This window comes from Pseudomonas saliphila (genome assembly GCF_008638345.1).
In the GTDB taxonomy this organism is placed as follows: domain Bacteria; phylum Pseudomonadota; class Gammaproteobacteria; order Pseudomonadales; family Pseudomonadaceae; genus Halopseudomonas; species Halopseudomonas saliphila.
The window spans coordinates 248976-270538 of sequence record NZ_VTVA01000003.1 but is presented as its reverse complement, the minus strand read 5'-3'; the positions used below and the strand labels follow the sequence as shown (position 1 = coordinate 270538).

The window sequence follows — 21563 nt, the reverse complement described above, 5'->3', positions numbered from 1 at the left end:
GAGAGCATCATCATGAGCTACAACATCGCACTGAATTTTGAAGACGGCGTTACCCGCTTTGTGCCCTGCAACGAAGGCGAAACCGTACTGGATGCGGCCTATCGTGCGCAGATCAACCTGCCCATGGACTGCTCCGACGGCGTCTGTGGCACCTGCAAGGGTGCCTGCCGTCAGGGCGAGTTCGACCTGGGCGAGGAATACATCGAGGAAGCATTGTCCGATGAGGAAGTGAGCCAGGGAATGGTTCTGACCTGCCAGATGGTGCCCTCCAGTGACTGTGTGGTTGAGGTGCCGGTGCCCTCGACCATGTGCAAGACCGGCAATGCCACCGTGTCCGGCGCCGTGGCTGAGGTCAATCTCATCTCGTCGACATCTATCGAACTGAAAATCAGCGTCGAGCAGGATCTGGCGTTTCTGCCTGGGCAGTACGTCAATATCCAGGTCCCGGGTACCGATGAAACCCGCGCCTATTCCTTCAGCTCCAAGCCCGGCAGCCGTGATCTGAGTTTCCTGATCCGCAACGTGCCAGGCGGGTTGATGAGTTCCTGGCTGGTGGGCGAGGCACGTACGGGTGACAAGGTAACCCTCACGGGACCGATGGGCAGCTTCTATCTGCGCCCCATCGAGCGCCCGGTGCTGATGCTGGCCGGCGGCACCGGCCTGGCCCCGTTCCTGGCCAAGCTCGAGCACATGAAGGCCAATGGTTGCGATCTGCCTACCCACCTGGTTTACGGCGTCAGCACCGACGACGATCTGGTGTGTCTGGACATCCTCGATCGTTTTGTCGAGGAGCTGCAGAATTTCACGTACGTCACCTGCATATCGAGCAAGGACAGCGGTCACGAGCGCAAGGGTTACATCACTGAGCACATGGACGGAGCGCCGCTCAACGAAGGTGATGTTGACGTCTATCTCTGCGGGCCGCCGCCCATGGTCGACTCGGTGCTGGCTTACTTCCGTGAGCAGGGCATCACGCCGAACTCCTTCCATTACGAGAAGTTCACACCCAGCCTGGCAGCGGTGCAGGAGCAGGTCGCATGAAGGCCCGCTTCACTGACAAGGTCATGGTCATCACCGGCGCTGCGCAGGGGATTGGCAAACGCGTTGCCGAGCTGGCGGCCGCCGAGGGCGGGCGGCTGCTGCTGGTCGATATCGCAGACTATGTGCAGGGCGTCGCGGCGGAACTCAGAGATCAGGGCATCCGGGCCGTTGCGGTACAGGCTGACCTGGAATCCTGGGCCGGCGCCGAGCAGGTCATGGCCGAAGCCCATCGCGAGTTTGGCCGCATCGACATCCTCATCAATAACGTTGGCGGCACCATCTGGGCGCAGCCCTTTGAAAGCTACAGCCCTGAGCAGATCGAGAAGGAGATCCAGCGGTCGCTGTTTCCGACCCTCTGGTGCTGCCGCGCGGTGTTGCCCTACATGCTGGAGCAGAAGGGCGGGGTGATCGTTAACGTCTCCTCAGTAGCCACGCGGGGTCTGATGCGCGTGCCCTACGGCGCTGCCAAGGGGGGCGTTAACGCCATGACCGTCAACCTGGCCTACGAATATGCGTCGCACAACATTCGCGTGAACGCCACGGCCCCCGGCGGAACTGAAGCGCCGCCACGGCTGACGCCGCGCAATACCAGTGAGCAGAGCGAACAGGATAAAGCCTGGTACCAGACGCTGGTCGAGCAGACCCGGCAGCACAGCTTCATGGACCGCTACGGCACGCTGGACGAGCAGGCCGAACCCATTCTGTTCCTGGCATCGGATGCTGCCAGCTTCATTACCGGCACAGTGATTCCTGTGGCTGGCGGAGACCTCGGATAAAACAAGGAGGTCATAGCACGACACCCACGCCAGGACGGTAACTCCCGCATAAAAACAAGTAAGGTGAGTACAGACTGATGAAAAACATAGACGTAAATGACGTTATCGATAACGCCATCTTCAACCGCTTTCACTGGAAGGTGCTGTTCTGGTGCACCCTCATCATTATCTTCGACGGCTACGATCTGGTGATCTACGGCGTAGTGCTGCCCATCCTGATGGACCAGTGGCAGCTGAGCCCCTATGTGGCCGGCTTGCTCGGCAGCAGTGCGCTATTCGGGATGATGTTCGGAGCCATGGGTTTCGGCATGCTGTCGGACCGGGTAGGACGCAAGAAAGTCATCATCGGCTGCGTGATGCTGTTCAGCGTGACCACGGTGATCAATGGCCTGGCCACCACCCCCTGGGAGTTCGGCGCGTTGCGCTTCATTGCCGGCCTGGGCATTGGCGGCGTTATGCCCAACGTTGTCTCACTGATGAGCGAGTACTCGCCGGCTCGCCGGCGCAGCACGCTGGTAGCGCTGATGTTCAGTGGCTACGCCGTTGGCGGCATGATATCCGCCGGGCTGGGTATCTGGATCGTGCCGAATTTTGGCTGGCAGATCATGTTTTTCCTGGCCGGTGTGCCGCTGCTTCTGTTGCCGCTCATGCTGAAGTATCTGCCTGAATCAGTCGCTTTCCTGATGGCGCAAAAGCGCGAGAATGAAGCGCGCCATGTGCTCCGCCAGGTCGCTCCGCTGATGGATATCCGTCAGGAAGACGTGCTAGAAGTGCCGCCGACCAGCAACAGCAAGGCACCCGTGCTGGAGCTCTTTCGCGATGGCCGGGCCATGAGCACCATGATGTTCTGGGTTGCCTTCTTCTGTTGTCTGCTGATGGTCTACGCGCTGGGTTCCTGGCTGCCAAAACTGATGTCCAGCGCTGGCTATGCCCTGAGCTCAAGCCTGATGTTCCTGATGGTGCTCAATGTGGGGGCAATCATTGGCGCGGTAGGCGGTGGCTGGCTGGCGGATAGACTGTCTTTGCGGTCGGTGCTGGTGGCCTTCTTTATGCTGGCTTCGGCGTCGCTCGTAGCCCTGGGCTACGACAACCCGATGTGGGTTCTCTATACACTGGTGGGTATTGCCGGAGCGACTACCATCGGCTCGCAGATACTGCTGTACGCCTACGTCGCCCAATACTACCCCACCAGTATCCGCTCCACCGGTTTGGGATGGGCTTCGGGTATTGGCCGCAACGGCGCTATTGTCGGTCCGCTGGTGGGCGGCGCCTTGCTGGCGATGGCTATGCCACACCATCTGAATTTCCTGGCATTGGCCGTCCCGGGCGTCATCGCCACCGTTGCCATCGCTCTGGTAGGGCGTAGCGGATTCGGAGTGGAACCCAAAACAACTGCCGTCCCTGCCGCAGCAATGAGAACCACCGGTAGCTGAGGAATTAAGTCTGTGAAAGACCTTTCGTTGCCAGCGGTGGTGGCCGGTTTCCTGGCTGTTCTGGTGTCCTATTCCGGTCCGCTGGCAATCTTCTTCCAGGCCGGCTCGAGTGCCGGAATCTCCACGCAGATGATGACCTCCTGGGTCTGGGCCATCTCTGTGGGGGCGGGGGTGTCCGGCATCATCCTGTCAGTCTGGCTGAAGGCGCCGATCGTCACTGCCTGGTCAGCGCCGGGGACGGCATTGCTGGTAACGCTTTTCCCGGACCTGTCACTGAATGAGGCTGTTGGCGCCTATATCACGGCCGCCGTCATCATCTTTATCATCGGTGTATCCGGCACCTTCGACGCCTTCGTTCGCGCCATTCCCGGGGGCATTGCCGCCGGGATGATGGCCGGCATCCTCTTTCAGTTCGGCGTCGGCGCTTTCACGGCGATTGAGTCTACTCCTGCACTGGCTATTGGAATGTTGGCCGCTTACGTGATGCTGCGGCGGTTCTGCCCCAAATACACTCTGGTTCTGCTTCTGATCGTCGGGGTTCTTCTGGCAGTGGTGCTCGAGGGGGCTTCGCTCTCTGGTGTGCGCTGGAGCGTGGCGATACCCCAGTTCATTGAGCCACAGTGGTCTTTGACGTCCACCCTGAGTCTGGCCATTCCGTTGGTGCTGGTCAGCCTGACTGGGCAGTTTCTGCCGGGCATGGCCATCTTGCAGAGCGCGGGCTACGCGGTTAGAGCAAGGCCGGTTATCGGTGTCACCAGCCTGGTTTCGATCCCTATCGCGTTGTTCGGCGGGATAACCACCGTGGTGGCGGCCATCACCGCAGCCATCTGTACGGGCAAGGACGCTCATGAAGATCCCTCCCGGCGCTACGTTGCCGGTGTATTCAACGGGGTTTTCTATCTGGTGGGCGGCATCTTCGCCGGTACCATCGTCAGCCTTTTCACGTCTTTGCCTGCCGCCTTTGTTGCGGTACTGGCTGGGCTGGCGTTGCTGGGTGCCATTGCGGGCAACCTGTTTTCGGCTCTGGAAGACGCCAGTCACCGTGAGGCTTCGCTGATCACCTTTATCGTCACCGCGTCAGGCATGTCGCTGTTTGGGCTGTCCTCTGCGCTTTGGGGGGTGGTTATCGGGTATGGGTGTTATCTGGTTTTGAAGCGCTGAGGCAGGGAATCGCCTTCAGTAGTCGGAACCAGAATCCCTGCCGCGTAGCGGCGCACCTGGTGCTGAGTCTGCGCCGGCCTGCGGCTGAACCTCTTGCGGAACAGGAACAGGAACAGGAACAGGAGCCGGTTGGCTGACGCCCGATTCGTTCGATAATCGAACACTAATCCGATAATCGGATTGATTGCCAGGTAGAGGCGGCTTAAGGTAGGACTTACGCCACCCCAATCCGGTGGCCCCCCTCATTCAGTCGAGAGCTATACCGATGTCCAAGATCATTTCCCTTGCCGAAGCGATAGACCGCTACGTCAACGATGGCGACAGCATCGCCCTCGAAGGCTTTACCCATCTCATTCCGACCGCTGCGTCGCACGAGATCATCCGTCAGAACAAGCAGGATCTGACCCTCATCCGCATGACCCCTGATCTGGTGTATGACCTGCTGATCGGTGCGGGTTGTGCAAAAAAGCTGATTTTTTCCTGGGGTGGCAATCCGGGCGTTGGATCCCTGCATCGTCTGCGTGACGCAGTCGAGAAGGGCTGGCCCAAGCCGCTGGAAATTGAAGAGCACAGCCATGCTGATCTGGCCAACGCCTACATTGCCGGTGCCTCCGGTCTGCCCTTCGCCGTGCTGCGCGCGTACGCAGGATCAGATCTGCCCAAGGTCAATCCGCTGATCAAGAGCGTAACCTGCCCATTCACCGGCGAAGAGCTTGCGGCGGTGCCTGCGGTACGCCCTGACGTCACGGTAATCCACGCGCAGAAGGCTGACCGCAAGGGCAACGTATTGCTCTGGGGCATCCTGGGTGTGCAGAAGGAAGCCGCGCTGGCAGCCAAGCGTTGCATCGTCACCGTCGAGGAAATCGTCGACGACCTGCAAGCACCGATGAACTCCTGTGTATTGCCGCAGTGGGCGCTGACTGCTGTGTGTCACGTACCGGGCGGTGCGCACCCATCCTACGCGCTGGGCTATACCGAACGGGACAACCGCTTCTATCAGAGCTGGGATCCGATCGCCCGCGACCGCGAGACCTTCTCCGCCTGGATTGATGAGTACATCCGTGGCACCGCTGATTTCGGTGCTTTTGTTCAGAAACTCAGTCAAGCCACGCTTGCCGCACCGCAGGAGGGCAAATAATGACTGCCTACAACACCAATGAAATGATGACCGTGGCCGCCTCGCGGCGCCTGAAGAATGGCGCTGTGTGTTTTGTCGGGATTGGCCTGCCATCCAAGGCCGCCAACCTGGCGCGGCTCACTACCTCGCCTGACGTAGTGCTGATTTACGAATCCGGCCCTATTGGCTGCAAGCCCAGCGTATTGCCGCTCTCGATCGGTGATGGCGAGTTGGCAGAAACCGCCGACACTGTGGTGCCCACCGGCGAGATTTTCCGTTACTGGCTGCAGGGCGGACGCATCGACGTCGGCTTTCTCGGCGCGGCGCAGGTCGACCGGTTTGGCAACATCAATACCACAGTCATTGGCGACTACAATCAGCCAAAGGTTCGCCTGCCCGGCGCCGGTGGCGCACCGGAAATTGCCGGCAGCGCCAAGGAAGTGCTGATTATTCTCAAGCAGTCGCATCGCACCTTTGTCGACAAGTTGTCTTTCATTACCTCTGTGGGCCACGGCGAAGGCGGCGATCATCGCAAACGGTTGGGGCTGCCTGGTGCCGGTCCGATGGGCATTATCACCGATCTGTGCATCATGGAGCCCGAGGAGGGCACCCGGGAATTCGTAGTGACCTCGCTGCACCCAGGCGTTACTCGCGAACAGGTGGTCGAAAACACCGGCTGGAAAATCCGTTTCGCCGAGAATGTCGTCGAGACCGAGGCGCCCAAGCCCGAAGAACTGGAAGCGCTACGCGCGCTGGAAGCCCGCACTGCTGCAGCCCATGGTCAAACCGGAGGTGAAGAATGAGCCGCGACGTCTTTATTTGTGACGCGATACGCACACCCATCGGCCGCTTCGGTGGCGGTCTCTCCGCCGTCCGCACAGACGACCTGGCCGCTGCGCCATTGAAGGCATTGCTTGAACGCAATCCCTCGCTGGACCCTGCTCAGGTCGATGAAGTATTCATGGGCTGCGCCAACCAGGCTGGCGAAGATAACCGTAACGTCGCGCGTATGGCGTTGCTACTGGCCGGTCTGCCGGAAAGTGTTCCCGGTATCACGTTGAATCGCCTGTGCGCCTCGGGAATGGATGCTGTCGGTTCCGCCTTCCGCGCAATTGCCAGCGGCGAGATGGAACTGGCCATTGCTGGGGGTGTGGAATCCATGTCTCGCGCGCCCTATGTCATGGGCAAATCTGATACTGCCTTCGGCCGTGGCCAGAAACTCGAAGACACCACCATCGGCTGGCGCTTCGTTAACCCGCTGATGAAAGAGCAGTACGGTGTGGATTCCATGCCGCAGACCGCTGATAACGTGGCCGAGCAGTATGGCATCTCCCGTGAAGATCAGGACGCCTTCGCACTGCGCAGCCAGCAACGCGCCGGCGCAGCGCAGCAAGCCGGTTTTTTTGCCGACGAAATCGTGCCGGTCACTATCAAGGGCCGCAAGGGTGACACTGTTGTCGAGCAGGACGAGCATCTGCGTCCGCAGACGACGGCCGAAGCGTTGGCCAAGCTCAAGCCGGTCAATGGTCCAGACAAGACAGTTACCGCTGGCAACGCCTCTGGCGTCAACGATGGCGCGGCTGCCCTGATTCTGGCCAGCGCGGAAGCGGTCAAGAAACATGGCCTGACACCGCGTGCAAGGGTGCTGGGCATGGCCAGCGCTGGCGTAGCACCGCGAGTGATGGGTTACGGGCCGGTCCCGGCTGTGCGCAAACTGCTGCAACGTCTGGAGCTTCAGGTAACGGATTTCGACGTAGTTGAGCTGAACGAAGCCTTCGCCAGTCAGGGCTTGGCAGTACTGCGCGATCTGGGTCTGGCCGACGATGCGCCGCAGGTCAACCCCAATGGCGGCGCCATTGCCCTGGGTCATCCTCTGGGCATGAGCGGCGCGCGTCTGGTGCTGACGGCCGTGCATCAGCTGGAGAAATCCGGCGGCCGTCGCGGTCTGGCGACCATGTGTGTGGGTGTCGGGCAGGGTGCCGCGCTGGCGCTTGAGCTTGTCTGATTTGAATTGAAGTGAAAAAAACCGCGCCCCGGACTGTCTTAATCAAGTTCGGGGCGTTTTACGTTCGGGCAGCCTGCAGATCTGGCGACTCGACGAATAACGATTACCGATCTTTCACCTGTACAAGGAGCTTCCTATGCCTTTCGTAGACACAGCCAACGGCGCCATGCATTACCAGCTCGAAGGTCCGGCCGGTGCGCCGGTGCTGGTGCTGAGCAATTCTCTCGGGACAGATCTCGGTATGTGGGATGCGCAGATGCCCGCGTTGACCAGGGAATTTCAGGTGCTGCGGTACGACACCCGTGGCCATGGCAAGTCTGTGGTCAGTGAAGGCTTTTACAGCATCGAGCAGCTTGGGCAGGACGTATTGGCGCTGCTCGATAGCCTGGAAATCGAGCGCGCCTCGTTCTGCGGCCTGTCGATGGGTGGCCTGATTGGTCAGTGGCTTGGCATCAACGCCGGCCAGCGCCTCGACAAGCTGATCCTGTGCAATACAGCGGCGAAGATTGCCAATGACGAAGTCTGGAACGGGCGTATCGAAACAGTGCTCAAAGGCCGGGAGCAGGCCATGCGTGAGCTGCGCGATGGTTCGGTGGCGCGGTGGTTTACACCTGATTACGCTGAGGCCAATCCGCAGACCGTTGAGCGCATCACCCGGATGCTGGCGGCGACCTCGCCCGAAGGTTACGCGGGCAACTGTGCGGCGGTCAGGGACGCCGATTTCCGTGGCCAGCTTGAGACAATCAAGGCGCCTACGTTGATTATTGCCGGTACTGGTGATGAGGTCACAACCCCAGAACATGGACGCTATATGCAGGCATCAATTGAAGGTGCCGAGCTGGTGGAATTCAACGCGGCACATATGTCCAATGTCCAGATGGGCGATGAGTTCACCCGGGCGCTGCTGGAATTTCTGAAGAAATAAGCACCGCGGCCTGAGCCGGTATGGCGGCTGATAAACACGGCATAGCGGACTTTGTCAGAAAAGTGCACGCGGGGCTCAAAGGGGGCTATCTTCGCAACGGCACTGTCAGTAAGCTGCGCGGTTTTCGCGACCTGTCAGCTCTCGGATGCCGAACCGTCAGATTCGGCATCTGCAACCTCAGCGTCAACCAAATCTGTTAAAGCTATAGGGGACAGCACATGCGTCTGGGGAACTCCCGGACCATAGCGGCTATCCTCTGTAGCACTTGAACCAACTCGCTTGTTAATCGGATTGTACGTGGAGTTTTAATGCCCAAAGCCCTTACTGCCTTCTCCTCCCTGTATTTCGCTACCCTGTTGATGCTGCTGGGCAGCGGCCTGTTGAGTACCTACATCGGTCTGAGTCTCTCCGCGCGCGGGGTGAGCGAGATCTGGATTGGTGCGCTGATGACCTGTTACTACGTGGGGCTGGTTGGCGGCGCCTCGGTAGGCCATCGGTTGATCGCGAGGGTGGGGCATATACGTGCATTCGTGGCCAGCGCCGGTGTGGTAACTGCCTCAGTACTGGGCCATGCCCTGTCGGAAAGCGTCGAGTTGTGGCTGTTCCTGCGGGTGCTGGTGGGTATGGCGATGATGTGCCAGTACATGGTCCTGGAAAGCTGGCTCAACGAACAGGCCGAATCGCATCAGCGTGGAACGGTGTTTGCCGGCTACATGGTGGTGACCTTCCTGGGTCTGATGCTGGGTCAGTTCGTGTTCACGCTGATGCCGGATCTGAACATCCGTCATATCCTGTTCGTCGCCATGTGTTTCTCGCTATGCCTGGTGCCGGTAGCGGTAACCAAGAGCCTGCACCCGGCTCCCCTGCATCCGGCGCCATTGCGCATCGGCTTTTTTCTGCGTCGTATACCGCTGGCGCTGGGGACCGTTGCCGTATCCGGTTTGCTGCTGGGGTCGTTTTATGGGATGGCGCCGGTCTATGCCTCAGGCGTGGGTCTGGAAACCTCTGAAGTCGGTATCTTCATGGCCGTCGCGATTGGTGCAGGCCTGTTGGCCCAGTGGCCGGTGGGCTGGATGTCTGATCGTCTCGACCGTAGCCAGATGATTCAGCTCAACGCCATCATTCTCACGGGTGTCACCCTGGTGATGGGCCTGGCGGTCGTGCCCGGGTATGCGCTGCTGATCCTCACGGCGTTGTTCGGCATGCTGGCGTTTACCCTGTACCCGCTGGCGGTGGCACTGGCAAACGACCACGTCGAGCCGGAAGAGCGGGTGCTGCTGTCGGCTATGTTGCTGGTGACCTTTGGCCTGGGCGCCAGTGCCGGTCCTCTTATGAGTTCAATGTTGATGAAGGTAGGTGGGCCGGGAATGCTCTATGTGTTCATGGCTATTTCCAGCATGTTCCTGGTGATCAACGTGCGCCCGAGCCGTATCACTGGCGAGCACCTGCAGGCAGAGCCAAGCCATTACATGCCGGCGGCAGGTAACCTGGCGAGCTCACCACTCTCCGCCGCACTTGATCCGCGGGTCGAGGAGCAGTTTGTCGATGATCACATGCGCGACGAGGCTGATAGCTATGCAAGTACGGCGGATCTCGATGCGGACCAGGAAGATCATCGGCCGGGTTGATTTGATCAGGGCGCACTGCTGGTCCTGCGGTTGGCATGCGGGTCGAGCGCATCGAAGGGGCTTGGTGTTGTCGCAGATATCGGCGTAGCGCAGGCGCGCTACACCCCCAGGAATGCGCAGCAGGCGCACTGCTGGGGTGGGTGAGCGCCCGCTCGCCGACAGGGTTAGGGAGCCGGCAAGGCGCGCCCAAAGCGCAGGCGCGCCAACCCTCAAGGGGGATGGGTTCGGCTATATCAGAACAAGTCGTCGCGCTTTTCCAGCCGACGTGCTTCGCGTTGTAGATAATTCACGAACCGGTCGATCTGCCGCTGAGCCTGGGGGCTGGGTTGCCGGAAGCTGAAGCCCGCATGGGACTCATCCCGAAACTCGTTATATGTTACGTGGCGCACTTCCATTGCCAGCTCCAGTTGCCCAGTCTCGGGAAGATCCAGCTGACAGCTGTCGATAATGGCGCCGGGCTGTAGGGTCTGCGTCTGATCACCAGGAAAAATGGCCTTGCAGCCGGTGGCCGATACGTCAAACAGATGACCGTTCAGCTGGACTCTGTCGTCCTGCAATGCCACGCCGGTTTCCAGGGGCCGTTGCACCGCGGCTCTGAACGCGCCACGCTTCTGATGGTAGATCAACTGGTCCGGGAGGGCGGCGCAGTAGGCCGGTGCGCCTTCCAGAATCACCTTTTGCGCGGCGGGGCAATTCCAACGCATATGGACGCCCTCGTGCCAGGCATCTACTCGGAAGGATTCTCCTTCACTGATAAATCGATCCCCCTCTTTGGGAACCATTTCGTCTATCCAGAGCTGGTTGCTGCCCGGATCGACCGCGACGATGAAGCTCTGGAATTTCTGGCTACGTTCGGGGAAGCTGACTATCAACTGATCCCGGGACTGCAGCAGAGTCTTCAGCAGAGCATTCATTTCAACGCGCGAGCGGATTTCTCTCGGCGGCTGCGGACCGGTTTCTGGCACTAGTAGGCTGGACACTGGAAAATCTCGGCAATAGGCATGGCAAAGGAAGCATTGTATAGCATGCTGGCTATGAGCTACCCACTCCTTGCGCGCCTTGTTCTCGGCTAAACGGCTTCTGTTGCCCCAAAGCCTTAAGCTTTGATGATTGGACGCTGCGAGTGGCTTCGCGTGGCGAGACCCTGGCGGTCATAGACGGCCTGGCTTGCTTCGCCCTGGTTGCGTAACAGATCCAGCAGATGGCTATTGGCATGCTGACTGTGGCGCACCAGCCGCGCGTTGCGCAGATTGGCATCACGGCATCGGTTGAGGTGCTTTCTGAGCGTTCGGTAGCTTTCGACCAGCTCGCTGGGGCCGAGCGTGTCGACAAAGGCTTCGAGGCTTTGCTCAGGCGATTTGCCGAGCGCGCGCGCCTTATCATTGATCTGCTGATCGTGACTGTTCAGCGCAGACACCAGTGGAGCCTTGCTGTTGAGAAGTGACTCCAGCGTGACCATGTCATTCTGGATCAGCGCTTCCTGCTCCCGGTCGAGCAGCTCGGCGAACTGTTCGCAGTCACTCACGGCCTGATCGAATAACAGCTGAAGTGTCATCTACGTCTCCACTGACCCGAGGCTTTTCAGTCCTCAAGCCCCAGCAATTTGTCGGCAATGCGGCCGCTGTCCGGCTTGTAGCTGCCCTCGGCAATTGCTTGCTTGAGCTGAGCTACCCGCTCGCTGTCCACTTCTGGCAGGTCTTTCAGGCGTGCTTCTATCGATTTCATTTGCTGGGCCTGATCGCTCAGCTTGACCGATGACTCACCTGAGGCGGACTTATCCACGTCTGGTTTGCCAGCTGCGTTGTTTTCCACTGCCACGTCGCGCTTACCCGCAGCGGCGTCCGCCTGGGCGGTACGTCCGGCGCTGTTGGCTCCGTTGGCAGTGTTAAAGTTGATAACCATCGTTTTATCCTCAGACTGAATGCTTTGCTAATAGCTTTAGCGGCCGAGGCGCCGAAACCTTTAGAAAAATAGTGTGATATCAGTGTGATCTGGTTCGCATTGTAGTAATACGTTTACATCGCGCAGTATAGCCACATTGATCCCTTGTATCACATGGCTACCGATACCTGGCCGGGAGCCATCACCCTTGCGCTGACTGTGCGCCCGGAGCGGGTGTTCTTGACGCGTATCTGTGAGCCTAACGTGCCGCCTTCCAGGGCTTCGCCGGGCATTTTCACTGCGATCCGAGTGTTCGCCGCGCTGATCACTACCTTGTCCCCGCGTTTGACGATCTCATCCTGTTCAAGCTGCACCGGGCTGATCACTGAGTCCGCTGCAATCGGCCTGCGCAGGCGCATGCCGACAGCCTGACCTGGATCGGTCAGATAGGCACCATTGAGCAAGCCGGTGTCGCGCTCCATCAGGGTAACATCGCCGGCGCCGACTACCGCCTGTCGCCCCAGCGGACGCACCGCGACCAGTACCTCTTCAAACAGACTGACCTGGGCCGGTACAAACAGCCGCCAACGCACATCGCCCTCGCACGAGAGCCGCACCGTGACGCGCCCGACCGGTATTGAGGGGCTTTCCAGGGTGGCCTTCAAAGCCTCCTCCGGACACATTGCCAGACGTAAACGCGGGTCCATGCGATTAACCTCGATGCTGTAGCGTGCCTCACGGGTGCTCTGTTGCAAATGCGTTTGAATTTCGTCCTCAAGAAAAGCCCTGGTGGCGCCGATAAGTTGCTCTATAAGCGGGCTGGCAGACAGACTCGCTGAGAAGAACATGACCAATGCGGCGCAGTGTGTAGTGAAACGCATGCTATCGACCTTGATAAATAGAGGTGGCGCCGGGTTTATGTCGCATTGCCTCAAGGCAGCAAGAAATGTGCCGCACCCCTAAGTCGCATCCTTTAAAGTGAGGAGTCACCCCATGGCTGGCGTAATGGACTCGGTCAACCAGCGCACGCAGCTGGTTGGTGAGAATCGCCTCGAATTGCTGCTGTTCCGTCTGGCGGGCAATCAGCTGTACGGCATCAACGTTTTCAAGGTCAAAGAAATCCTGCAATGCCCCAAATTGACCGTGTTGCCGAAACTGAATCCGGTGGTGCGTGGCGTTGCGCATATCCGCGGCGGAACCTTGCCGATCATTGACCTGCGCAAGGCCATCGGTGGCCCCGGGTTGGGCGATCTGGCGAACACTTTCGTCATCATCACCGAGTACAATTATCGGGTTCAGGGGTTTCTGGTCAGCGGCGTCGAACGTATCGTCAATATGAACTGGTCCGAGATCCACCCGCCGCCCCGGGGCAGTGGTCGCGATCACTATCTGACCGCGGTGACTCGGGTCGAAGATCGCCTGGTAGAGATTATCGATGTTGAGCGGATTCTGGCTGAGGTCGTGCCCCTGCAGGAGAATGTCAGCGCCGGCGTGATTGATGAGCGCGCCCACGCTGCGGCCGTTTCCCGTAAGGTATTGATTGTTGACGATTCAGCGGTGGCACGAAAGCAGGTGTCGCGTTGTCTGCAGGAGATAGGCGTTGAAATAGTCACGCTGAATGACGGGCGTCAGGCGCTGGATTGGCTTAAAGCCTTGGCGGATACCGGCGAAGACGTGTCCCAGCATCTACTGATGATGATTTCGGACATTGAAATGCCAGAGATGGACGGGTATACCCTCACCGCTGAGGTTCGCAATGATCCGCGGCTGAAGAATTTGCACGTCACTTTGCATACGTCATTGTCCGGCGTTTTCAATCAGGCGATGGTCAAAAAGGTTGGAGCGGATGATTTTCTCGCAAAATTCAAACCGGATGAGCTTGCCCGTCTGGTTATCGACAGGCTGCACGCGCCGCGCGGTGGTCCAGTTTGATGGAGTACCTGAGCATACAATGAGGCAGATCTTTGACGTCTGAACAGCAGCATTTCCAGCAGTTTCGTGATTTCCTCGAGAAGTCCTGCGGCATCGTTCTGGGTGATAACAAACAGTACCTGGTTGCCAGCCGTCTGAATCGATTGATGGAGCAGCAAGGCATCAAACATCTCGGCGAACTGGTTCAGCGTATTCAGAATCAGCCTCGAGGGGGGCTGAAAGAGCTGGTCATCGACGCGATGACGACCAATGAAACCCTGTGGTTTCGTGATGGTTACCCCTTCGAAGTGCTGAAGAACCGTCTGATACCTGATTTTATCAAGGCCAATCCGGGACAGCGGCTGCGCATCTGGTCGGCTGCCTGCTCTTCAGGGCAGGAGCCCTATTCGCTGAGTATGGCGATCGATGAATTCGAGCGCAGCAACCCGAGCCAGCTGCGCGCGGGCGCAAGCATTGTTGCTACCGACCTGTCCGGCGGAATTTTGACGGCAGCCAAGAACGCTGAATACGACAGCCTGTCGATTGGCAGGGGGCTCGCGCAGGATCGGCTAGTGCGCTATTTCGATCACCCTGCGCCGGGGCGATGGGTGGTCAAATCCCCGATTCGCAGTCGCGTTGAGTTTCGCTCCCTGAACCTTCTTGAAAGCTATGCAATCCTGGGCAAGTTCGACATCGTGTTCTGTCGTAACGTGCTTATTTACTTCTCGGCTGAGCGCAAGAAAGACATCCTCAAACGCATCCACGCCACTCTGAAACCCGGCGGTTATCTGATGTTGGGCGCTTCCGAAGCCTTGAACGGCTTGCCCGAGCTGTATCAGATGGTGCAGTGCAGTCCAGGGATCGTCTACCAGGCCAAATAGCCTGCGGCGCGGCGCTCCCTGCGCCGCGTTTGGCTTTTTTTGCTGCTCCGCTCAGCCTCCTTTGTACTCACTCTACGCCGCCTCAGGATCTTCCTTCGCGCCTACAATCCATTGAAACCGTGTCTCGAACGCAGGCTTGGAATTTGCCGCTTGGCCTGTGTCTGTGCCGGTAATCCGTTGCCGCCCGCGCTGTCTTGAACTGCTATCTCTTTGAAATTCAAAGCATTGCATTTATGGCATGCCATTTGCTTTATCTCTCCCATATGCGGAAACGGCGGCAACTTGCCGGGTTCAGAAGCAAAGAGTGAGGAGGCTGAGATGAGCTTGAGTTTCGATCGAGCATTGGGATTGCATGAAAAGGCGCTGGCTTTCAGGGCTGATCGCGCCGCCGTGCTTGCCAATAATATTGCCAATGCCGATACCCCTGGCTACCAGGCGCGGGATCTGGATTTCGGCAGCATGCTCGAAGCTGAGAAAACCGGAGCAGCCAAGCCGTTTCAGGCGAACCAGACCCACTCCCAGCATATGGCGGTGGAAGGCTTTATCGACCAGGCCGCTGGACTGCGTTACCGCACCGCGGCGCAGCCGTCCATTGACGGCAACACGGTCGATACTCAGGTCGAGCAGGCCAAGTATGCAGAGAATGCTATTGAGTTCCAGGCGAGCTTTACCTTCCTCAACAGCAAATTCAAAGGGTTGATGACAGCCCTGCGCGGAGATTGATCATGTCCCTTAGCCAGGTCTTCAATATTGCCGGTTCCGGCATGAGTGCCCAGTCACTGCGGCTCAATACCGTGGCCAGTAACATCGCCAACGCCGAAACGGTTTCCAGCAGCGTCGACGAAACCTACCGCGCACGGAACCCGGTTTTCGCCACGGTGTTCAGCCAGCAGCAGAATGGCGGAGGCTCGCTGTTTACCCCCGAGCACGAAGCGGGCAGTGGGGTCGAGGTACGCGGCATCGTCGAATCCGATGCCGAACTGCAGCCACGCTATCAACCGGATCACCCCATGGCTGACGAGCAGGGTTATGTGTTTTATCCCAACGTGAACGTGGTCGAGGAAATGGCGAACATGATGTCCGCTTCACGCTCCTACCAGACCAATGTCGAAATCATGAATACCGCCAAGACCATGCTGCAGCGCGTGCTGACGCTGGGCCAGTAAGGAGTTTCACTCTATGAGCGTCAGTAACAATCTCGCCGTCGGCGATAGTCTGCTGGATCAGTACAAGGTCGATCAGTCGCGTTTCGCCAAGGGCGATGAGCTCGGCAAGAACGAGTTCATGAACCTGCTGGTGGCGCAGATGAACAACCAGGATCCCCTGTCGCCCCAGGATAACGGCGAGTTCATCGCTCAGCTGGCACAGTTCAGTACTGTCGAAGGCATTGAAAACATGAACACCACCATGGATTCATTGCTCAGCGGTTATCAATCCTCCCAGGCTTTGCAGGCGTCGTCGCTAGTGGGGCGCAGCGTGATCGTGCCGACCATGAATGCCATGGTCGATACCCAGCAAGGCATCAAGGGCCAGCTGGCGCTGACCCAGCGCAGCGACAACGTCTCGGTCAACGTCTATGACGAAAAGGGCAGCCTTGTGTCGACGGTGAACATGGGTGCGAAGGAAGCCGGCATGCTGGATTTCAAATGGGATGGTAAGAACGGCAGCGGCGAAACCTTGCCGGCCGGCAAATACAAGTTTGAAGCCCAGGCCTCGATCAATGGTGAAAACAAACAGCTTGCCACGCTGCTGCCGGCCAACGTCGACAGCGTGTCGCTTGGCATGGGGCAGGGCGGTGAAATGGTTCTGAACCTTGCCGGTCTCGGCAGTATCGGTCTTTCTGAAGTACTGACTATCAGCAAATAAACGTCGTCCGACAACACAGGACAAGGAGCACAACATGTCTTTCAACACTGGTTTGAGTGGTATCCGGGCGGCGGCATCCGAACTGAATATCACCGGTAACAACATCGCCAACGCCGGCACGGTCGGTTTCAAGGGCTCGCGCGCCGAATTTGCTGATGTCTACGCCGCCTCGGTGCTTGGTTCGGGTAGTAATGCGGTAGGCAGCGGTGTCGTCACCGGCGACGTCGCTCAGCTGTTCAATCAGGGCGCGGTGAACTTTACCGAGAACAGCCTGGATCTGGCGATCAACGGTAATGGCTTTTTTGTCACCAGCAACAATGGTGCATTGAGCTATACACGCGCGGGTTATTTCGGGACTGACGCTACCGGGAATATCGTCAATAACTTTGGCGAGCGGTTGCAGGGCTTTGGGGTCAACGAGGCGACTGGCACCATCAATGAGGGGGTGCAGACGGATTTGCGGGTGGATACGAAGGCGGCTAATCCGCGGGCTACGTCCGCCGTAGCCTCAACGTTAAACCTCAACTCTACGAGTCTAACTCCAGCGGCATATACTGAGGCTTTTACAAATGCCGATCCCGCTGTTGCCCGCGCAGAGGCTATCGATACGTTTGACCCAGGTGACTCGTCAACGTACAACAGTTCGACCTCAGTTAACATCTACGACAGCCAAGGCAATCCTCATGTAATGACGAAGTATTTTGTCAAAACTAGCGGAAATAGCTGGGATATGCATGTGATGATTGGCGGGGAGCCAGCCACTGCTAGGAATACTCCCATCGAATTAGAATTTGATTCAACAGGGAAGCTGGACTTACCAGCACAGCCTATGGAGATCACCGGCTGGAACCCTTTGGATAAGAATGGCCAGCCTACTGGCGCGGCGAATAACGTATCCTTTGATCTCAACCTCAAAGGCTCCACCCAATACGCGGCCAACTTCGCGGTCACCGCCGTTTCCCAGGACGGCTACACCACCGGTGATCTTGCCGGCCTGGAAATCAATGACGAAGGTCTGCTGGTAGCGCGTTACACCAACGGTCAGACCAAGGTGCAAGGCCAGTTGGCACTTGCCTCCTTTGCCAATCAGCAGGGCCTGTCGCCGCTGGGCAAGACCGCCTGGGCTCAGTCGTCCGATTCCGGTGAGCCGGTCATTGGCAAGCCTGGCTCGGGTACCCTTGGCAGGGTGCAATCCGGTGCGCTTGAGCAGTCCAACGTCGATCTATCAGAGCAACTGATCAATCTGATCGTTGCCCAGCGTAACTACCAGGCAAACTCCAAGACCATTCAGACCGAAGATGCCGTCACCCAGACGATCATCAATCTGCGCTAACGTTAATAGACGCTAAGCCCCTCGGGCGCAGCGATCCCCGCGGCAATAGTTGGCATTGATCTGCCAGCTATTGCCGTTTTGCTATTCGCTGTCACGATAACGCATTGATTTTATTGTAAATTCAGTGTGATCAGGATATGGCATGAACTGTGCTTAATACTTCCTAGAGACGTTAAAGCGGCAATTCCTTGTCGCAGTGGTCGAAACGGGAGTTAAGCATGGACAAATCCTTATTCATCTCCATGACCGGTGCCAGCCAGAACATGCTGGCGCAGGGCGCGCATGCCAATAATCTTGCGAATGTCAGCACGCCTGGCTTTCAACGGGATTTCGAGCAGGCCCGGTCGATGCAGGTGTTCGGCGAAACCCACCCGACCCGCGTCTATGCCATGACTGAACGAGCCGGCACCGACCTGTCTGGCGGTCCCTTGATGGAAACCGGCCGCGAGCTGGACGTCGCCATTGAAGGCGACGGCTGGATCGCGGTCCAGGCGCCGGACGGCGGTGAGGCCTATACCCGCGCCGGCAGCCTGAATATTGACACCTTTGGCGTCCTGCGCACCTCAAGCGGCATGCCTGTTCTGGGCAATGGCGGCCCGATCGCCTTGCCGCCAGCGGACAAGGTCGAGATCGGTACCGATGGCACCATCACCGTGCGTGCGCAGGGCGAAGCCCCCAACGTGCTGGCGGAAATCGACCGCATCAAGCTGGTGAATCCGCCGGGCAACCTGATGCGCAAGGGGGAAGACGGATTGATGCGTGTCGAGGGCCAACTCGAGCAGCCGGCTGATGGCGCGATCAAAATCACCACCGGGTTTCTTGAAGGCAGCAACGTCAATGCAGTGGAGGAGATGACCTCCATGCTGTCCCTGGCGCGGCAGTTCGAGCTGCACGTCAAAATGATGCGCACCACCGAAGAGAATGCTCAGGCCACCAACAAGATTTTGCAGATCAGCTAAGGCTTTTTTGACGATCAGGCTGTGCCGGCCATCGGCACAAGGAGAACACCATGCATTCAGCACTTTGGGCAAGCAAGACCGGGCTAGCGGCTCAGGACACCATGCTTACCACCATTTCCAACAACCTTGCCAACGTCGGCACCACCGGCTTCAAGCGTGATCGCCCGGAGTTCGAGGATCTGCTCTATCAGGTCAAGCGTCAGCCCGGCGCGCAGAGCACCCAGGATACCCAGCTGCCCTCGGGGCTGCAGACCGGTACCGGCGTCAAGGTCGTCGGCACGCAGAAGATCTTCACCCAGGGCTCGCTGCAGACGACCGAGCAGCCGCTTGATCTGGCCATCAACGGCAAGGGTTTCTTCCAGATTCTGATGCCGGACGGCAACATGGGTTATACCCGTGACGGCAGTTTCCACCTTGATTCGGAAGGGCAGGTGGTGACGTCCAACGGCTATCCGCTCGAGCCAGGCATCCAGCTGCCCGAGAACGTCCAGTCATTCACAGTGGGTGAAGACGGCACCGTCAGCATCACGGTGTTCGGCGATCCGGGCGTGCAGGAAATCGGCAACCTGCAAACGGCGGATTTCATCAATCCTGCCGGCCTTCAGGCCATCGGCAGTAATCTGTATATGGAAACCGCCGCCAGCGGCGCGCCCCTGGCGGGCAACCCCGGTGAAAACGGCCTGGGCACTGTGCTGCAGAACACTCTGGAGAATTCCAACGTCAGCGTCGTCGAGGAACTGGTCAACATGATCACGACCCAGCGCGCCTACGAGATGAATTCCAAGGTGATCTCCACAGCTGACCAGATGCTCCAGTACATCAGCCAGAATCTGTAACAGGAGTAATCGACTGATGAATGCCCTGCGCTCTGTCTTGCTGATTGCGACTGTGTCGAGCCTGGTCGCTTGTGTCCAGGTGCCGCCCAAGCCCGATGATCCGGCTTACGCGCCGGTACTGCCGCGCACGCCGATGCCGCAGGCGTTGAATAACGGCGCCATCTACCAGTCCGGGTTCGAAGTCAGTCTGTACGGCGATCGCAAGGCGCATCGCGTCGGGGACATCATCACCATTACGCTGGAAGAGCGTACCGCCGCGCGCAAAAGCGCAGACAACGAGATTGGCAAGAACAGCTCGGCGGAACTGCTCAATCCGACGCTGCTGGGCAATGTGGTCGGCGCCAAGGGCCTTGATCTGGGCGTCAGCATGGGCGGTAGCCGTTCCTATGATGGCGACGCGCAAGCCAATCAGTCAAACAGCCTGACCGGCTCGATTACCGTCACCATCAGCGAAGTGCTGCCCAACGGCCTGATGCAGGTGCGTGGCGAGAAGTGGATCACCCTGAACAACGGCGATGAGCTCATCCGCATTTCCGGACTGGTGCGCAGTGATGATGTGGGTCCTGACAACACCGTGCCCTCGACCCGCGTGGCTGATGCGCGGATTACCTATTCGGGTACCGGCGCCTTTGCCAACGCCAGCCAGCCAGGTTGGTTGAGCCAGTTCTTCCTCAGCCCACTGTGGCCCTTCTAGGAACATGATGATGCGTACATTGATGTTGTGCCTGTGTGTCCTGCTGCTCAGCCCGCTGGCCCATGCCGAGCGGCTCAAGGATATCGCCAGCATTGCCGGCGTGCGCAGCAACCAGTTGATCGGCTATGGCCTGGTGGTGGGCTTGGACGGTTCGGGTGATCAGACCAGCCAGACGCCCTTTACCGTACAGACTTTCAATAACATGCTGACCGAGTTCGGCATCACCGTGCCGCCGGGCACCCGCATCCAGACCAAGAACGTGGCAGCGGTGGCGATTCACGCCGACCTGCCGGCCTTTGCGCAACCGGGCCAGACCATCGATATCACTGTTTCGTCGATCGGTAACTCTAAGAGCCTGCGCGGTGGCAGCCTGCTGATGACCCCGTTGAAGGGTGCAGACGGTCAGGTGTATGCCGTGGCCCAAGGCAATCTGGTGGTGGGCGGCTTCGGTGCTGAAGGTCGGGACGGCTCGCGGATTACCGTTAACGTCCCGAGCGTCGGACGCATCCCCAGCGGCGCGACGGTGGAACGTGCGGTCGCCAGCCCCTTTGCCTCCGGCAATCATCTGACCTTCAACCTGAATCGCTCGGACTTCACCACTGCCAAGCGGGTAGTTGACCGGATTAACGAAACCTTCGGCCCGGACGTTGCTCAAGCGCTCAATGGCGGCTCGATCCGCGTCCGCGCCCCACTGGATCCCAATCAGCGGGTCGACTATCTGTCGATGCTTGAGAACCTGCAGGTCGAGCAGGGCAATGCGACCGCCAAGATCATCATCAACTCTCGCACCGGCACCATCGTGATCGGTCAGGATGTGCGGGTGCAGCCGGCTGCGGTCACCCACGGCGGCCTCTCGGTGACCATTACCGAGAATGCTCAGGTGAGTCAGCCGAACGCGCCGTTCAATGACGGGCAGACCGTTATCACGCCGAGCTCGCAGATTGATATTCAGGAAGGTGATAGCCGCATGTTCGTCTTCGATCCGGGCGTTTCGCTGGATGAAATCGTGCGAGCGGTAAATCAGGTGGGTGCCGCGCCAGGCGATCTGATGGCGATCCTCGAGGCGCTCAAACAGGCTGGCGCGCTGAACGCTGATCTTGTGATTATCTGACGGGG

General features: G+C 58.8%; 23 protein-coding genes. 19 read left to right on the top strand and 4 right to left on the bottom strand.

The features are described 5' to 3' along the window. The first annotated feature begins 12 nt into the window (after positions 1–12). The 9 genes from benC (at position 13) to FHK95_RS05140 (ending at position 10086) form a co-directional block, all read left to right on the top strand. Positions 13–1041, top strand: coding sequence for a benzoate 1,2-dioxygenase electron transfer component BenC (gene benC / locus FHK95_RS05180; protein WP_150303544.1), 1029 nt, complete (start codon positions 13–15; stop codon positions 1039–1041). After that, the gene (gene benD / locus FHK95_RS05175; protein ID WP_150303543.1) at positions 1038–1817 is read left to right on the top strand and encodes a benzoate diol dehydrogenase BenD; all 780 of its coding nucleotides are present in this window, start codon (positions 1038–1040) and stop codon (positions 1815–1817) included. Before benC ends, benD begins: the two co-directional genes overlap by 4 nt. 77 nt (positions 1818–1894) lie before the next feature. After that, positions 1895–3250, top strand: a complete 1356-nt coding sequence (locus tag FHK95_RS05170) for an MFS transporter (protein WP_150303542.1) — start codon at positions 1895–1897, stop codon at positions 3248–3250. Positions 3251–3262: 12 nt separating this feature from the next. After that, entirely contained in the window at positions 3263–4411 is a 1149-nt protein-coding gene (locus FHK95_RS05165) for a benzoate/H(+) symporter BenE family transporter (RefSeq protein WP_328592923.1), read from the top strand. A gap of 265 nt (positions 4412–4676) precedes the next feature. Next, entirely contained in the window at positions 4677–5549 is an 873-nt protein-coding gene (locus tag FHK95_RS05160) for a CoA transferase subunit A (RefSeq protein ID WP_150303540.1), read from the top strand. After that, positions 5549–6331, top strand: a complete 783-nt coding sequence (locus tag FHK95_RS05155; RefSeq protein ID WP_150303539.1) for a CoA-transferase subunit beta — start codon at positions 5549–5551, stop codon at positions 6329–6331. Before FHK95_RS05160 ends, FHK95_RS05155 begins: the two co-directional genes overlap by 1 nt. Beyond that, the gene (pcaF, locus tag FHK95_RS05150) at positions 6328–7533 is read left to right on the top strand and encodes a 3-oxoadipyl-CoA thiolase (protein ID WP_150303538.1); all 1206 of its coding nucleotides are present in this window, start codon (positions 6328–6330) and stop codon (positions 7531–7533) included. The genes FHK95_RS05155 and pcaF overlap by 4 nt, the downstream gene beginning before the upstream one ends. 136 nt (positions 7534–7669) lie before the next feature. Further along, positions 7670–8458 (top strand): 3-oxoadipate enol-lactonase, encoded by a 789-nt coding sequence (gene pcaD, locus FHK95_RS05145; protein WP_150303537.1) that lies wholly within the window; start codon positions 7670–7672, stop codon positions 8456–8458. 308 nt (positions 8459–8766) lie between these two features. After that, entirely contained in the window at positions 8767–10086 is a 1320-nt protein-coding gene (locus FHK95_RS05140) for an MFS transporter (protein ID WP_150303536.1), read from the top strand. Between the two features lie 233 nt (positions 10087–10319). On the opposite strand, the gene FHK95_RS05135 is transcribed toward FHK95_RS05140, so the two are convergent. The 4 genes from FHK95_RS05135 to flgA form a co-directional block, all read right to left on the bottom strand. Continuing rightward, positions 10320–11066: a flagellar brake protein gene (locus FHK95_RS05135; protein ID WP_150303535.1), complete on the bottom strand. Its 747-nt coding sequence runs from the start codon at positions 11064–11066 to the stop codon at positions 10320–10322. A gap of 116 nt (positions 11067–11182) precedes the next feature. After that, positions 11183–11641 (bottom strand): flagella synthesis protein FlgN, encoded by a 459-nt coding sequence (locus tag FHK95_RS05130; protein WP_150303534.1) that lies wholly within the window; start codon positions 11639–11641, stop codon positions 11183–11185. A gap of 26 nt (positions 11642–11667) precedes the next feature. Beyond that, positions 11668–11988: a flagellar biosynthesis anti-sigma factor FlgM gene (gene flgM, locus FHK95_RS05125; RefSeq protein WP_150303533.1), complete on the bottom strand. Its 321-nt coding sequence runs from the start codon at positions 11986–11988 to the stop codon at positions 11668–11670. Positions 11989–12137: 149 nt separating this feature from the next. Further along, a complete protein-coding gene (flgA, locus tag FHK95_RS05120; protein ID WP_150303532.1) occupies positions 12138–12848 on the bottom strand; it encodes a flagellar basal body P-ring formation chaperone FlgA in 711 nt (236 codons plus the stop codon). Between the two features lie 112 nt (positions 12849–12960). On the opposite strand from flgA, the gene FHK95_RS05115 reads away from it, so the two are divergent. The 10 genes from FHK95_RS05115 to FHK95_RS05070 all read left to right on the top strand — a co-directional run bounded on the left by FHK95_RS05115 (position 12961) and on the right by FHK95_RS05070 (position 21558). After that, positions 12961–13899, top strand: coding sequence for a chemotaxis protein CheV (locus tag FHK95_RS05115; protein WP_150303531.1), 939 nt, complete (start codon positions 12961–12963; stop codon positions 13897–13899). A 32-nt stretch (positions 13900–13931) separates the two neighbouring features. Then, positions 13932–14759, top strand: coding sequence for a CheR family methyltransferase (locus tag FHK95_RS05110; RefSeq protein ID WP_150303530.1), 828 nt, complete (start codon positions 13932–13934; stop codon positions 14757–14759). 318 nt (positions 14760–15077) lie between these two features. Further along, positions 15078–15482, top strand: coding sequence for a flagellar basal body rod protein FlgB (flgB, locus tag FHK95_RS05105; RefSeq protein WP_150303529.1), 405 nt, complete (start codon positions 15078–15080; stop codon positions 15480–15482). Between the two features lie 2 nt (positions 15483–15484). Then, entirely contained in the window at positions 15485–15925 is a 441-nt protein-coding gene (flgC, locus tag FHK95_RS05100) for a flagellar basal body rod protein FlgC (RefSeq protein ID WP_150303528.1), read from the top strand. A 13-nt stretch (positions 15926–15938) separates the two neighbouring features. After that, the gene (gene flgD / locus FHK95_RS05095; RefSeq protein WP_150303527.1) at positions 15939–16625 is read left to right on the top strand and encodes a flagellar hook assembly protein FlgD; all 687 of its coding nucleotides are present in this window, start codon (positions 15939–15941) and stop codon (positions 16623–16625) included. 34 nt (positions 16626–16659) lie between these two features. Further along, positions 16660–17958, top strand: coding sequence for a flagellar hook protein FlgE (flgE, locus tag FHK95_RS05090; protein WP_150303526.1), 1299 nt, complete (start codon positions 16660–16662; stop codon positions 17956–17958). Positions 17959–18176: 218 nt separating this feature from the next. After that, entirely contained in the window at positions 18177–18917 is a 741-nt protein-coding gene (flgF, locus tag FHK95_RS05085) for a flagellar basal-body rod protein FlgF (RefSeq protein ID WP_150303525.1), read from the top strand. 50 nt (positions 18918–18967) lie between these two features. Beyond that, positions 18968–19753: a flagellar basal-body rod protein FlgG gene (flgG, locus tag FHK95_RS05080; protein WP_150303524.1), complete on the top strand. Its 786-nt coding sequence runs from the start codon at positions 18968–18970 to the stop codon at positions 19751–19753. A 16-nt stretch (positions 19754–19769) separates the two neighbouring features. Further along, positions 19770–20447, top strand: a complete 678-nt coding sequence (gene flgH / locus FHK95_RS05075) for a flagellar basal body L-ring protein FlgH (RefSeq protein ID WP_150303523.1) — start codon at positions 19770–19772, stop codon at positions 20445–20447. Positions 20448–20454: 7 nt separating this feature from the next. Continuing rightward, the gene (locus FHK95_RS05070) at positions 20455–21558 is read left to right on the top strand and encodes a flagellar basal body P-ring protein FlgI (RefSeq protein ID WP_178114717.1); all 1104 of its coding nucleotides are present in this window, start codon (positions 20455–20457) and stop codon (positions 21556–21558) included. The last annotated feature ends 5 nt before the right edge of the window (positions 21559–21563 follow it).